The sequence below is a fragment of the Thermochromatium tepidum ATCC 43061 genome (genome assembly GCF_009664085.1).
Classification (GTDB): Bacteria; Pseudomonadota; Gammaproteobacteria; order Chromatiales; family Chromatiaceae; genus Thermochromatium; species Thermochromatium tepidum.
The window spans coordinates 1,805,405-1,820,063 of the sequence record NZ_CP039268.1; the positions used below are offsets into that span (position 1 = coordinate 1,805,405).

The 14,659-nt window shown below is 61.4% G+C and carries 11 protein-coding genes; 7 read left to right on the forward strand and 4 right to left on the reverse strand.

What is annotated here, in order from left to right:
* Positions 1-317: 317 nt before the first annotated feature.
* The 3 genes from E6P07_RS13920 to E6P07_RS08180 all read right to left on the reverse strand — a co-directional run bounded on the left by E6P07_RS13920 (position 318) and on the right by E6P07_RS08180 (position 1,882).
* Entirely contained in the window at positions 318-584 is a 267-nt protein-coding gene (locus E6P07_RS13920; RefSeq protein WP_343031250.1) for a reverse transcriptase domain-containing protein, read from the reverse strand.
* 533 nt (positions 585-1,117) lie between these two features.
* Positions 1,118-1,579: an Hsp20 family protein gene (locus tag E6P07_RS08175; protein WP_153975153.1), complete on the reverse strand. Its 462-nt coding sequence runs from the start codon at positions 1,577-1,579 to the stop codon at positions 1,118-1,120.
* Between the two features lie 132 nt (positions 1,580-1,711).
* Positions 1,712-1,882 (reverse strand): hypothetical protein, encoded by a 171-nt coding sequence (locus E6P07_RS08180; protein ID WP_153975154.1) that lies wholly within the window; start codon positions 1,880-1,882, stop codon positions 1,712-1,714.
* A 3-nt stretch (positions 1,883-1,885) separates the two neighbouring features.
* Here E6P07_RS08180 and nspC point away from each other — a divergent pair, with 3 nt between their 5' ends.
* The 7 genes from nspC to E6P07_RS08215 all read left to right on the forward strand — a co-directional run bounded on the left by nspC (position 1,886) and on the right by E6P07_RS08215 (position 13,830).
* Entirely contained in the window at positions 1,886-2,992 is a 1,107-nt protein-coding gene (nspC, locus tag E6P07_RS08185) for a carboxynorspermidine decarboxylase (RefSeq protein WP_153975155.1), read from the forward strand.
* 113 nt (positions 2,993-3,105) lie between these two features.
* Positions 3,106-4,446, forward strand: a complete 1,341-nt coding sequence (locus E6P07_RS08190; RefSeq protein ID WP_153975156.1) for a saccharopine dehydrogenase family protein — start codon at positions 3,106-3,108, stop codon at positions 4,444-4,446.
* 1,787 nt (positions 4,447-6,233) lie between these two features.
* Positions 6,234-7,316, forward strand: a complete 1,083-nt coding sequence (locus tag E6P07_RS08195) for a hydrogenase small subunit (protein WP_153975157.1) — start codon at positions 6,234-6,236, stop codon at positions 7,314-7,316.
* Positions 7,317-7,426: 110 nt separating this feature from the next.
* Entirely contained in the window at positions 7,427-8,077 is a 651-nt protein-coding gene (locus E6P07_RS08200; protein WP_153975158.1) for a respiratory nitrate reductase subunit gamma, read from the forward strand.
* On the forward strand, positions 8,074-9,477 hold the full coding sequence (locus E6P07_RS08205; RefSeq protein WP_153975159.1) for a (Fe-S)-binding protein: 1,404 nt from the start codon (positions 8,074-8,076) through the stop codon (positions 9,475-9,477). Before E6P07_RS08200 ends, E6P07_RS08205 begins: the two co-directional genes overlap by 4 nt.
* Positions 9,474-11,204 (forward strand): nickel-dependent hydrogenase large subunit, encoded by a 1,731-nt coding sequence (locus tag E6P07_RS08210; protein ID WP_153975160.1) that lies wholly within the window; start codon positions 9,474-9,476, stop codon positions 11,202-11,204. The genes E6P07_RS08205 and E6P07_RS08210 overlap by 4 nt, the downstream gene beginning before the upstream one ends.
* 358 nt (positions 11,205-11,562) lie before the next feature.
* On the forward strand, positions 11,563-13,830 hold the full coding sequence (locus E6P07_RS08215) for an arginine/lysine/ornithine decarboxylase (protein WP_153975161.1): 2,268 nt from the start codon (positions 11,563-11,565) through the stop codon (positions 13,828-13,830).
* On the opposite strand, the gene xthA is transcribed toward E6P07_RS08215, so the two are convergent.
* Entirely contained in the window at positions 13,796-14,632 is an 837-nt protein-coding gene (xthA, locus tag E6P07_RS08220) for an exodeoxyribonuclease III (RefSeq protein ID WP_153975162.1), read from the reverse strand. The genes E6P07_RS08215 and xthA overlap by 35 nt on opposite strands.
* Positions 14,633-14,659 lie beyond the last annotated feature (27 nt).

Genomic DNA, 14,659 nt, shown 5'->3' on the forward strand with positions numbered 1-14,659 from the left:
CGTCCCGACGTTCCCGAAACGGCACCGGGATCAGTGACCTGCAGGCCCGGCTGTAACCAAACAGAAAATCGGGATAGGGGCGGTCAGGATACCTGACCGGGCCCCTCCCACACCACCCGGCATGCGGGTCCGCACCGGGCGGTTCGAGAAGTTGAGGTCATGAGAGACGGGGCAGGCCGAGTTTGTCGAAGTAGGCAATGGTGAGCACCCGGTTGAGTTCCCCTGCGCTGTTCCTCCACCCGCAGCGGGAGTTGCCTGCCACTCGCTTTGCCACCTGTTCGGCGGCTCCGAGGTTGATCAGTTCCCGGTAGATCGTGCTACCTCGCCGCCATTGCTTGAGTTGAAAAGCAATGGACGTGCTTCTCCAGTACCTTAAACCACGATCCTGCGGCCGGTTTGGATATATAGCCCTGCGCCGCCCGTCTCGCGTCGTGGGCGCGTCGGCCCGGTCGGAAGCCGTAGCTGTGTTCGCTGAAGCTGGGGTCAAGTAGCGGTTGCAGCACTTGCAGCAGTGCTTGCTGGATCAGCCGATCCGTGACCGTCGGGAGGCCAAGCTCGCGCTCGCCGCCGTCTGGCTTCGGGATCGTTACCCGTCGTACCGGTCTGGGCCGCTACCTCCCCGGCAGCCGTTGTTCCCGAATCAATGGCCACGCCGTCACCAGTTGCCGGGCGGTCTGGTCAATGTCCAGCCCATCCACGCCCGCTGCGCCTTTGTTGGCTTTGACGCGTTTCCACGCTTGCCGCAGGTTCTCTCTCGCCAAGACCGCTTGCAGCAGTCCCGACCCTGTGCTCTCGGTGTCCCGTCGCGGGCTGGTCGCTTCGTCGCTGACAGGATCACGCCCGGCTTCACCGTGCGCGACGCCCGCCCTGCTCGGCAGCGCCTTCTATCCGGTTCGTGGTCCAAGGCTCGCAGCTTCGCTCCACGCCTCCTCCCCACACTCGCTCGCCCTCATGCAGTTGCGCTTCGCTTCGTTCGTCGTGATCAACTTACGGTGGGACTTTCACCCACAAGAGTGCGCCCGTGCCGGGCGCACACGCAAAAAGGCCGGGGAACGCCCCCGGCCCCTCTGGCTCGACGGATCAGCGGTCAGCCGTCGTGCGGGTCAGCGGTCCAAGCTCAAGCCGCCTTGGCCGCCTCGTGCTCGATGGCCGGCGCAGTGCCCGCACTACGGATCTCGATGCGCCGCGGCCTCATCGCCTCGGGCACCTCACGCACCAGGTCGATGTGCAGCAGACCATTCTCTAGCCGCGCCTCCACCACCTTCACATAGTCGGCGAGCTGGAAGCGGCGCTCGAAGGCGCGGTTGGCGATACCGCGATAGAGGAAGTTACCCTCGCTCTCGGTCGTCTGACGCTGCCCAGCGATGGTGAGCAGATTCTCCTTGACCTCGATGTTCAGCTCGGCCTCGGTGAAGCCGGCCACCGCAAGCGTGATGCGATAGCGATTTTCGTCGAGTAGCTCGACGTTGTAGGGTGGATAGCCACCCGGCTCGGTGCGATAGGCCGTCTCCAGCGCATTGGCCAGACGCTCAAAGCCGATCATGGAGCGAAACAGCGGTGAAAAGTCGAGCGTCGTCATGACATATCCTCCACATGAGAGCAATATGGACAACAGTTGGCGTTCATAACGAACCGCCGGTTGGGCGACCCCCCGAGGGGCGATCGCTTGCATAGAATATAGGCATTGATTAGCACTCTGTCAAGGTGAGTGCTAATTCTTGACGCTCAGGCCGCTGATGCCCATCATGCGCAGTCGCTCGGCCGCGACTGTCATCAAGGCGTCATGCGCGGCCTTTAGAGTCTCGACCACGGCGATCTCAAGCCCATAGCCGCGTTTTGCGACCCGAGCGTGCGCCATCTCCCCGCCACCACGAGTTTGCATAGCATGACAGAACTAGCCACACCGTATTATCTGATCGACGAATCTCGGCTCAAGCGCAACCTCGAAATCATTCGGCAGGTGCGCGAGCGATCTGGGGCCAAGTCGGTGCTGGCGCTTAAGTGTTTCTCGACCTGGTGCGTATTCGATCTAATGCGCCAGTATATGGACGGTACTACCAGCAGCTCGCTCTACGAGGCGCGTCTGGGCCATGAAGAGTTCGGTGGCGAGACCCATGCCTATAGCGTCGGCTTTTCGCGCGCTGAGGTGCTGGCGGTCCGCGAGTTCGCCGACAAGCTCATCTTCAACTCGGTGTCTCAGCTACGGCAGTTTTACCCAGAGGTCGCGGGCCTGAATCTGGGATTGCGGGTCAATCCGGGGATCAGCTACTCGCGCTTCGATCTCGCCGATCCGGCGCGGCGTTATTCGCGTCTGGGTGTCCGCAACAAGGCGGAGATCAGCGAGGCCCTGCCTTGGATCAAGGGCCTGATGTTCCATTTCAACTGTGAGAACGCGGATATCGAGCACTTTCGGGCCGCACTCGCGACCATCGGACGGGAATATGGCGAACTCCTGCATCGCATGGAGTGGGTGAGTCTCGGCGGCGGGCTCTCTTTCACCCAAGAGGGATACCCACTGGAGACCTTCTGCGAGGCCCTGCGCACCTTCGGCCAGTCCTTCGACATCCAGGTCTATCTGGAGCCGGGCGAGGCTGCCGTGACCCAGAGCACCGAACTCGTGACCACAGTGCTCGATGTGGTGCACAACGAGATCGATATCGCCATCGTCGACGCCTCACTGGAGGCGCACATGCTCGACCATCTCATCTATCGCACCAACCCACGGCTCGCCAGCCCGCCGCCCGGCGAGCATCGGATGATGATCGCCGGGCGCACTTGTCTGGCGGGTGACGTCTTCGGCGACTTCAAGCTCGCTTGCCCCTTGCAGATCGGTGACGAGGTACGCATTGCCGATGCCGGTGGCTATACCATGGTCCAGGTCAACTGGTTCAATGGTGTCAGCATGCCGGCGATCGTGGTACGCCGACTCGATGGCCAAGTGGAATGCGTGCGCACATTCGGATATGAGGACTTCAAGCGCAGTCTGTCCTGAAGGATCCATCTCCCGCGGGGGCCTTGATGCGTGCCAATGTCGAGCGGTGAGTCGCAAATCCGCTGTCTTCCGAGCTATTTTTCAAACCACAGCAACGTCCAACAGAGAACCCCATGAAGAAAAACGTGCTGATCATCGGCGCCGGGGGCGTCGCACATGTGGCCGCGCACAAGGCGGCGATGAACAACGAGCTACTGGGCGACATCTGCATCGCCTCGCGCACCCAGTCCAAGTGCGATGACATCATCGCGAGCATCCAACGCAAGGGCCATCTCAAGGATCCATCCAAGAGGCTCTATTCGCGCCAGATCGATGCGCTCGACATCCCGGCGACGGTCAGGCTGATCCGTGAGACCAACTCCGAGATCGTGATCAACCTCGGTCAGGCCTTTCTCAATATGTCGATCCTGGAGGCCTGTCTCGAGACCGGCGTGGCCTATATCGACACCGCCATCCATGAGGAGCCGGATAAGGTGTGCGAGACCCCGCCCTGGTATGCCAACTATGAGTGGAAGCGCAAGGATCGCTGCACCGAGAAGGGCGTGACCGCGATCCTCGGCGCCGGCTTCGATCCGGGCGTGGTCAACGCCTATTGCGCCCTGGCGGTCAAGCGGTATTTCGACCAGATCCAGACCATCGACATCATCGATGTCAACGCCGGCAGCCACGGCAAGTATTTCGCCACCAACTTTGACCCCGAGATCAACTTCCGCGAGTTCGTCAAGGTCTGGACCTGGATCGATCGTCAATGGAAGGAGTACCCGACCCACACGGTCAAGCGTGTCTATGACCTACCGGTGGTCGGTCCCTCGCCCATCTACCTCAATGGCCATGATGAGCTGCACTCGCTGTCGAAGAACATCGACGCCGACAGTATCCGCTTTTGGATGGGCTTTGGTGACCACTACATCAATGTCTTCACCGTGCTGCGCACGCTCGGCTTCCTGTCGCATCTGCCGGTCAGGCTCGCCAACGGCCAAGAGGTGGTCCCACTCAAGGTGGTCAAGGCGCTCTTACCCGATCCCAAGACCCTAGCCCCCAACTACACCGGCAAGACCTGCATCGGTAACTTCGTCAAGGGCATCAAGGATGGCCGTCCGCGCGAGGTCTTCATCTATCAGGTCTCGGATCACAAGGCTTGCTATGAGGAGGTCGAGTCTCAGGCGATTAGCTACACCGCCGGCGTGCCACCGGTCGCCGCCGCCATGCTGATCGCGGATGGAACCTGGGACGTCCGAACCATGGTCAATGTCGAGGAACTAGACCCTGAGCCCTTCATCGCCCTCCTCGATCGGATGGGTCTGCCGACCGAGGTCAAGGAGATCGAACCGGGCAGTGCCGCGTCCTTCGATGGCACGGTGCGCGATCTGGAGACCGAGATCGCCGCGTCCACCGTAACCGTCACCGTCTCGGCGGCCAATCCCATGATCGCCGTGGCCCCCAAACCCCGTTGATCGTTTAATGAAGCGCTGAACAAATGCCTACCCGATTCAACCCCCGATAGCGCGTTTATTGCATCTCGGGATCGTGTTCACCGCTTTTGTTCTTTGTGGCGGATGCCCTGACTGTCGTAAGCGCGTCCTCGATCTTGGAAAAGCTCTTCTGGGTCGGCCTGGGCGGTTGTCTTCGGGCTGGACGCATCAGCACGATTGTGCCTGGTCCGGGGACTGGTAAATCAGCGTTTCACTAGGCTCGATGGCCTGCACCTCTCCCTTCCCGCATGGCGCATGGACGCCATGCGGTGGTCTCCACCCTGCATCATCGAGGCGTTGCCCTCGTTCGCGTGATCCGGATGGACGGAACGGGCACGTGCATTGACCAAAATATTAAAATATAGTAATATTTGAATTCATGGCTTGACCCTTAAGCCACGGGAACCGGATCTTGTCCGCGATCGTTGTGATCGAGACCCAAACAGCCAGGTATCGATCCGATCCGGTTGAGTTTTAGGCCCAGCCCTTTGGTACCCACAATGAAATACCTCCATCTTCTCACTGAACTGACCCTCAGCGAACTGATTTCGATCGCCCTCGTCATCACAGCCCCGCTGCTGTTGGTGTATGCCTGGCTAGTCTGATTCGATCCACCAGTTCGACATACCTTGCCTCACGGCGCCCAGTCGCACTCGAGTCTGGGCGCCAATGTCCCGGCCTCTCCTGCCACACAAGCAAGGCGCCTGTCGTCGGGACCGGTCGTTTCACGACCAACATACCCCAGACCTCCGACCTTCTCCTAAATCCATGCCCTGCCCCAGGTGTTTGGATCTAAAATTTTGATTCGAATAGATAATTTAAGCACCAACCCTTTGCCCATCCTGTCATCCCCCACCCTCTCGAGAGGGTACTGTAAGGGATCAGGCACCGAGCTGCCCAGCGCAGGGTGCATACCCGTCAGTGTCTCTTCGACCCTGGTCGTGCCTTTGCTAAGCCCTTGATCCGGAAGGCCCGCCCCGGTCCGATACCAGGACGAGGCGAGCTGAAAACATCCATGGATGGATCTTTACGCATCCCCTATTAATCCGGCCACCAAATACCTTCCCTGTTCTTTTGGGGCAACGCCAAGGTCGGTCCAGTCCTGGCCTTGGCTTTAAGCGGCTGATTGCCCGCGCTTGGGACTCCCTACTCCAGATGAACCCGGCCTGTTTAAGGGTAGGCTTAATAAAGCGCCCATCCCCTTTTGCCATCCCATTGGGGGTCACAAGGCTGCGAATCACACCAGCAAAGGTGTCCTCAGTAAGCGGTAAAAACGAGTGCTGTGGTAAAAATCATGCCATGGCCTCTTATTAATAAAATGGCAAGGTTAGTCCGGGCTATGGATTCAGGTCTGTATCTCGAAATCCTGCATCAATTCCGAATCCCAAATCGCAGAACTGCATGAATGTCAATTGAGAATTTAATTATAAAATTATTTTATCTCAATGACTTAGCAACATACGTAGATTGCCATGATGGATTGCTTATATTTGTCGAAAGGCGGGACTATTTAGCGTTTCTTTGATTTGGATCAAATGACATTTTTGCCATTGCAGGCTTAATATTTTGCGTACAACAGGACCTAGGCCTTTTCGAGCAATGAACCAGGATGTATATGTGATTCGCCGTCGACATCGATTGCGGTATCAGACGAATGGCCTGGGCGGTCTCGCAACCATGTGTCTGGGTCACGGGTACGACAAGACGCCGTAGGGCCTGAGAGTGGCTCGGGTCGAGGCGCCATACAACGACAGATGCAGGAGGATGCAATGGCCACAGGCATGACCCTGGGTGGTTTCTTGCGTAGCCAAGGCGTGACTCGACGCGCCTTTCTCAAATTCTGCTCGACCCTGGCCTCGACGATGGCCATCCCGACCGGGATGGTATCGGTGATGGCCGAGACCCTGGAGCAGGCCAGTCGTCCGTCGGCGATCTGGCTGTCCTTCCAGGAGTGCACCGGATGCACCGAATCGCTCCTGCGCTCACATGCCCCCTCGATCGAATCGTTGATGTTCGACTTCATCTCGCTCGATTATCACCACACCCTACAGGCCGCCTCGGGGGCGGCGGCCGAGCGCGCGCGTGAGGAGGCGATGCATGCGCATGCCGGCAACTATTTGGTCCTGGTCGATGGATCCATCCCCAGGGTCAAGGGCTATTCGACCATTGCTGGGATCAGCAACCTGGACATGTTGCGCGAAACGGCGGCGGGAGCGGCTGCCATCCTCGCCGTGGGCACCTGCTCGGCCTATGGGGGGTTGCCCAAGGCCGCCCCCAATCCCACCCAGGCACTCTCGGTCGCAGAGGTGATCGACGATCGTCCGATCGTCAACATTCCCGGCTGCCCACCCATCCCGTTGGCGATCACAGGCGTGATCGCGTACTACCTGACCATGGGCGCGCTCCCTCCTTTGGACCCGCTGGGGCGTCCGCTGGCCTTCTTTGGGGAGAACATCCATGACCGCTGCTATCGCCGGCCTTTCTACGACCGCGGATTGTTCGCCGAGACCTTCGACGACGAGGGCGCACGCAAGGGTTGGTGTCTCTACAAGCTCGGCTGCAAGGCGCCCTTGACCTACAACGCCTGCGCCCATGTCAAGTGGAATCAGGGTGTGAGCTTTCCGATCCAGTCTGGACACGGCTGCATCGGCTGCTCGGAGCCGAATTTCTGGGACAAGGGCGGGATCTACGAGTCGGTGCCCATGGGACAGTTCGGCTATGGGCCAAGTATCACCCTGGCCGCTGGGCTGGGGGTTGCCGTTGGGGCGGGGGCGGCATTGCTGGCGCGCAGCAAGAAGCACAAGACAGAGGCCAGGCTCCATGGCGACGACCCAGATGCCTTGAAGCGCTGATTTATTCTCACTCTGGGAGAGGGGGTTATTCAGCGCTTCACTCAAAGGCCCGCACGAAGGACTGTATCGATCATTGATATTGCACAGCCAACCTGGAGGACTCAAACCCTATGACGCTCCTGGATTTCGCGCGAGGGCCGGCGATTCACTGGTCGCTCATCATTTTCGCCGCCGGTACCATCTGGCGGCTGCTCGGCGTGCTCATCCTGACCCGCGGCGCCGATCTATCCCGTCCGCGTGACGCCTTCGGCAACTTTAAGGGCTACCGTACCGTCTTCAGCCGCGCCTGGCCAAGCGGTGAGTTCACCACCGCGACCCGTTACCAGACCGTGATGGCCTATACCTTCCACATCGCCACCCTGATCGTGGTGATCGGCATTGTTCCGCACATCGAGTTCATTAAGAGCCTGACCGGGGCGACCTGGCCGGGGCTACCGAACGCGGCCGGCGTGGCGGTCGGGATCATCGCCTTGGTCTCGCTGCTAGCGCTGATCCTGCGTCGGGTCACCAAACCCGCGGTCTATTGCTCGACCTGGGGCGATTACTTCGCCTGGTTGGTGGTCGCCGCGCCCCTGGTCACCGGCTTGATGACCTTTGCCCACATCGGGCCGCGCTACGAGACCATGCTCGGTCTGCATATCCTGAGCGCCGCGCTGCTGTTTGCTTGGTTCCCGTTCAGCAAGCTGATGCATGCCTTCTGGTTCGTCTTCTCACGTGCCCAGAGCGGCCTGGCCTATGCGCATCGGGGGGTTCGGATATGAGCAGCACCGCCGTTCAGGCACCGATCTTTCCGAGCTTCGCTCAGGTCTTCCAGGGGCTGGTCGGGCAGATCGGTCAATTGCGCCAGATGGCGCCCACGCCGACGCTACCCGAGGCGACGCGGGTCCGGCGTGCCATTGCGACCCTGATCGCCGAGACCAATGCCGATGAGGCCGTCTGGCTAGAGAGCTGTATCCGGTGCGGTCAGTGCACCAGCGCCTGTCATTACTTCCAGGCCACGGGCGATACCAAATATGCCCCGCTGCGCAAGATGAACCTCTATCGCAGGGTCTATCAGCGCGAGATTGGCCCCTTCCGCTGGTGGTACCGGCTGGTGACCCGTCCGATCGGTCTCAAGGATCTAGAGGCCCTGCAGGAGCTGGTCTACGACTCCTGCTCCGAGTGCGGGCGCTGTACCATGGTCTGTCCGATGGGGATCGATATCGCCTCCTTGGTCCACCACCAGCGCAGTGCCCTGGTGGCGGCCGAGCTGGTTCCGCCCGAGCTGGCGGCGCTCCAGATGGAACAGAAACAGCGGGGGACCGTGTTTGGCGCCTCGGCCGAGGCCTTGCATCGGATGGTCGATACCATCCGTGAACGCGCGGGCGTCGCGATCCCGCTCGACAAGGCGCGCGCCGAGGTGATGGTGCTGAGCTCGGCGGTGGATCTGGTGGGCAATGGCAATGGTCTGTTGGCGACCGCCCGGGTGATGAACCACTTGGGGGTCGATTGGACCATCTGTAGCGATGGCTTCGAGAGCGCCAATTTTGGACTCCTGTCCGGTGATATGGCGCTGTGGAAGAGACAGGTCGATCCCATCGTGGCGGCTGCCAAACGGATCGGGGCCAAGACCCTGGTCATCGCCGAATGTGGACACGCCTATCCGGCCCTACGCTGGAATCCCACGCTCAAGGGCGAGGACCTGCCCTTCGAGATGATGTACATGTCCGAGTATCTAGGCCGTCAGGCCAAGGCCGGACGGCTGCGGCTGCGTCCGCTCCAGGGCCGAGTCACCTATCACGACCCCTGCAAGACGGGCCGTCGCGGTGGGGCCTTCGATGAGCCGCGCGCCGTGCTCCGGGCGATGCAGGCCGATTTCGTCGAGCTTCCGGCAAACAAGGAGTTCAACTGGTGCTGCGGCGGGGGGGCAGGGATCTTCCTGCTGGAGCGGGCGACCCGGCTGCGCGACGAGTCGTTCAAGATCAAGATGCGACAGGTCGATATGACGGGGGCCGAGGCGGTGGTGGTCAGTTGCGCGAGCTGCCGGCTCAACTTCGAGGCCGGACGTCACAAGAACCAATGGAATAAACGGGTTGAGAGCCTGGTCGAGCTGGTCGCCGCGCATCTGCTCGATGACGCACCCCAGGGCGCGCAGTCCCCGATCGAGGAGGCGGCGGCATGAGTAATCGAATCGTCGTAGACCCCATCACCCGCATCGAAGGACATCTGCGCATCGAGGCGCAGATGGAGGGCGGTGTCATCCAGCAGGCCTACTCCTCTGGGACCATGGTGCGCGGGATCGAGAACATCGTGAAGGGCCGAGATCCACGCGATGCCTGGGCCTTCGTACAGCGGATCTGCGGGGTCTGCACCCTGGTCCATGGTCTGGCGGCAGTGCGCGCCGTGGAGGATGCGCTCCGATATCCGATCCCGCCCAATGCCGAGCTGATCCGCAATCTCATGGTCGGCGCCCAATATGTGCACGATCATGTGATGCACTTCTATCACCTCCATGCGCTCGACTGGGTGGATCTGGTATCCGCCTTGAGCGCTGATCCCAAGGCGACCTCGTCTCTGGCGCAGTCCATCAGCCCCTATGCCAAGTCCTCGCCCGGCTATTTCGCAGACGTCCAGGATCGGCTCAAGGGCTTCGTCGCGGCCGGGCAGTTGGGCATCTTCGCCAATGGCTATTGGGGGCATCCAGCCTATCGACTACCGCCCGAGGCCAACCTCATGGCGGTCGCCCATTATCTGGATGCACTGGCCTGGCAGCGCGATGTCGCCCAGATCCATACCATCTTCGGCGGCAAGAACCCGCACCCCAATCTGGTCGTCGGCGGTATGCCCTGCGCCATCAGCATCGACTCCGGTAGGCAGGCCGGTACCGCGCTGGACGTGCCGGGTCTGGAGCGGGTGCGGGTGCTTATCGGCCAGATGCGTGACTTCGTCACCCAGGTCTATGTCCCTGACACCCTGGCGATCGCGGGCTTCTACAAGGACTGGTTCGAGCGGGGCGAGGGGGTCGGCAATTTCCTCTGCTACGGCGACTTCCCAGCCAAGGGGTTCGGCGATCGCGATTCCTATCTGGTGCCGGGCGGAGTGATCCTGAATCGCGACCTCTCACGCATCCATGAGATAGACCTGCGCGCCGAGGACGAGATCCAGGAGTTTGTCACCCACGCCTGGTATCGCTATTCGGTCGGTAAGGATCAGGGGCTCCATCCCTCTCGTGGCGAGACCAGCTTCGATTACACAGGGCCGGAACCACCCTACCAGCAGCTCGAGGTCGAGCGGGGGTATTCCTGGCTCAAGTCGCCGCGCTGGCGCGGTCAGCCGGTCGAGGTGGGGCCACTGGCCCGTGTCCTGATGCTCTATGCCAGTGGGGATGCGCGGATGAAAGAGCTGGTCGATGGGGCGTTGCGCCAATTGGATCTGCCGTTGGAGGCGCTCTATTCGACCATGGGCCGCACCACCGCTCGGGCCCTGGAGACCCAGTACATGGTCGAGGCCATGGCTGGTTGGTTCGATCAACTGCTGGCCAATATTCGCGCCGGGGACGTCCGGACCTTCAACGAGAGGTTCTGGGAACCCGAGACCTGGCCCAGGTCCGCGCGTGGCGTCGGTCACATGGAGGCCCCGCGCGGTGCCCTGGGACACTGGATCCACATCGAGGACGGGAAGACGGCCAATTACCAGGCGGTGGTGCCGAGCACCTGGAACGCGGGGCCGCGCGATGCCCAAGGCCGGAGCGGCCCCTATGAGGCCGCGCTCCAGGGACAGACGCTTCTGGATCCCGAGCAGCCGATCGAGATCCTACGTACCGTGCATAGTTTTGATCCCTGCATCGCCTGCGCCGTACATCTGATCGACCCCAAGGGGAGAGAGCAGATACGCGTGCGGGTATTGTGAGGAGTTGGATCCAGAACCCTTCATCGCTATCATCGACCGCGTCGGTCTTCCGACCGAGTTCAAGGAGATCACGCCAGACGGCGCCGCGTCCTTAAGAAGACGCTGATTCATTCTGTTCGCGGCTAGGGTCGCTCCTACAACCCATCGATTGCGTGGGAGCGACTTGAGACGCGATTGATTCAGTGTTTCCTGAAGGGCGCGGCGCGCGGCCCTAAGACCGAGATCGCCGCCTCGACTGCGGCACTCACCGTCCTGGCACCCACCCCCATGATCGCCGTTGCGCCCAGACCGCGTTGATCTCGCCCAGGGCAGCGCGGTCTGCGGGCCGCCCATGGCCTTACTTATCGAGGACCACGCGATGCGTTTCCGTTTTCCAGTCGTCATCATCGACGAGGACTTCCGCTCCGAGAACGCGAGTGGCCTTAGCATTCGCGCGCTCGCCAAGGCGATCGAGAGCGAGGGGCTAGAGGTGCTCGGCGTCACCAGCTATGGCGATCTGACCTCGTTCGCCCAGCAGCAGAGCCGCGCCTCCTGTTTCATCCTCTCCATCGACGACGAGGAGTTCGGCAGCGGCTCGCCCGAGGAGATCCAGGAGGCATTGGCGAGCCTGCGTGAGTTCGTCCAGGAGGTCCGGCTGCGCAACGAGGACATCCCGATCTTTCTCTACGGCGAGACCCGCACCTCACGCCACATCCCGAACGATGTGCTCAAGGAGCTGCACGGTTTCATCCATATGTTTGAGGACACACCCGAGTTCATCGCCCGCTATGTAGCGCGCGAGGCACGGGTCTATCTCGACAGCCTGGCCCCGCCCTTCTTCCGCGCGCTCACTCACTATGCCGCCGACAGCTCCTATTCCTGGCACTGTCCGGGACACTCGGGCGGCGTGGCCTTTCTCAAGAGCCCGGTCGGGCAGATGTTCCATCAGTTCTTTGGTGAGAACATGCTGCGCGCCGATGTCTGCAATGCGGTCGATGAGCTCGGGCAGCTGCTCGATCACTCAGGCCCGGTCGCCGCCTCCGAGCGCAATGCCGCCCGGATCTTCAACTGCGACCATCTGTTCTTCGTCACCAACGGCACCTCGACCTCGAACAAGATCGTCTGGCACTCGACCGTCGCCCCGGATGACATCGTGGTGGTGGATCGCAACTGCCACAAGTCGATCCTGCACGCCATCATCATGACCGGTGCCATCCCGGTGTTCCTGATGCCGACGCGCAACCATTACGGCATCATCGGCCCGATCCCGCTCGATGAGTTCAGGCCCGAGAACATCCGGCGCAAAATCGCCGCCAATCCCTTCGCCAAGGGGATCGATGCCAAGCCGCGCCTGCTGACCATCACCCAGAGCACCTATGACGGCGTGCTCTACAACGTCGATACCATCAAGTCGCTGCTCGACGGCGAGATCGACACCCTGTTGTTCGACGAGGCCTGGCTGCCGCACGCCGCCTTCCACGAGTTCTATACCGGGATGCATGCCATCGGTAAGGACCGTCCGCGCTGTCGCGAGTCCATGGTGTTCGCCACCCAATCGACCCACAAGCTGCTCGCCGGACTCTCGCAGGCCTCGCAGATCCTGGTGCAGGAGTCCGAGCAGCGCCGGCTGGACCGCGACAGCTTCATCGAGGCCTATCTGATGCACTCCTCGACCAGCCCGCAGTACGCCATCATCGCCTCCTGTGACGTGGCGGCGGCCATGATGGAGCCGCCCGGCGGCACGGCCCTGGTTCATGAATCGATCCTGGAGGCACTCGATTTTCGGCGCGCCATGCGCAAGGTCGCAGCCGAGCTGGGCGATGATTGGTGGTTCAAGGTCTGGGGACCAGACTATCTGGCCGAGGAAGGCATCGGCGATCGGGGCGACTGGATGCTGCACGCCGGCGACCACTGGCACGGGTTCGGAAACCTGGCACCCGGCTTCAACATGCTCGATCCGATCAAGGCCACGGTCATCACGCCTGGTCTGAACGTAGACGGTGAGTTTTCCGAGACCGGCATCCCGGCGGCGATCGTCACCAAGTATCTGGCCGAGCATGGGATCGTGGTCGAGAAGACCGGGCTCTATTCGTTCTTCATCATGTTCACGATCGGCATCACCAAGGGCCGCTGGAACACCCTGGTCACCGAGCTCCAGCAGTTCAAACACGACTACGACCGCAACCAGCCCCTGTGGCGCGTGTTGCCCGAGTTCAGCCAGGCCCATCCGCGCTACGAGAAGATCGGGCTGCGCGACCTGTGCGATGCGATCCACGGCCTCTACAAGGCCAATGACGTCGCGCGTCTGACGACGGATATGTATCTGTCCGATATCGTCCCGGCCATGAAGCCGGCCTTGGCCTTCGCCAAGATGGCCCATCGCGAGATCGAACGGGTCAGGATCGAGGATCTCGAAGGGCGCGTGACCAGTGTCCTGCTCACACCCTATCCACCCGGAATCCCGCTGCTGATCCCAGGCGAGTGCTTCAACGCCACCATCGTGCGCTATCTCCAGTTTGCGCGTGAGTTCAACACCCGCTTCCCGGGCTTCGAGACCGATATCCACGGGCTCGTCAAGGACGAGGACAGCGGCGATTATTTCGTCGATTGCGTCAAGTCGGCCCTAGCCCAGGGAGATCCAGGTTGATCCACACCGGGCAATGGTCGGAGGCCTTGTCCATGGCGCGGATGCCATAGTCGATCCCGGCGTCGATCAAGCGCGCGCACAAGGGTGGTGAGATCAGGATGTGGTCGATCCGCAGACCATGCTTGGGCTCGCGCTCGAAGCCGCGCGAGCGGTAGTCGAACCAACTGAAACGGTCGCTGACCTCGGGATGACAGGCCCGGTAGGCGTCGATCAGCCCCCAGTCGAGCAGGGCCTGGAACCAGGCGCGCTCCTCGGGCAGGAAGGCGCACTTCCCGGTACGTAGCCAGCGTTTGGCATTGTCGGCGCCGATCCCGACATCCAGATCCAGGGGCGCGACGTTCATGTCGCCAAGCAGCACCAGGTTCTGGTCCGGGTGAAAGGCGGTCTGCAGATAATCGAGCACCTCGGCATAGAATCGCTGCTTGGCCGGGAACTTCAGCGGGTGATCGCGACCCTCGCCTTGCGGGAAATAGCCATTGATGACCGTGACTTCGTCACCATCGGCGAGCCGGTAACGGCCTAGAATCAAGCGCCGTTGCGCGTCGCCATCCTCGTTCGGTAGCCCCTTGACGACGCTGTGCGGTGTCTGCCGACTCAGGAGGGCCACACCATAGTGTCCCTTTTGACCGTGGATCTGGGGGTCATAGCCCAGTCCGCGCGCCCAATCGAGCGGAAACTCGGTATCGGCGACCTTGGATTCCTGGAGGGCGATGATGTCGGGGTCGAGCCCGGCCTTGATCGCCTCGATCTGATGCAGACGGGCGCGAACGCCATTGATATTGAACGAGACGATCTTGAGCACGCGAACCCCCCAGCGGTGGATTTCCTC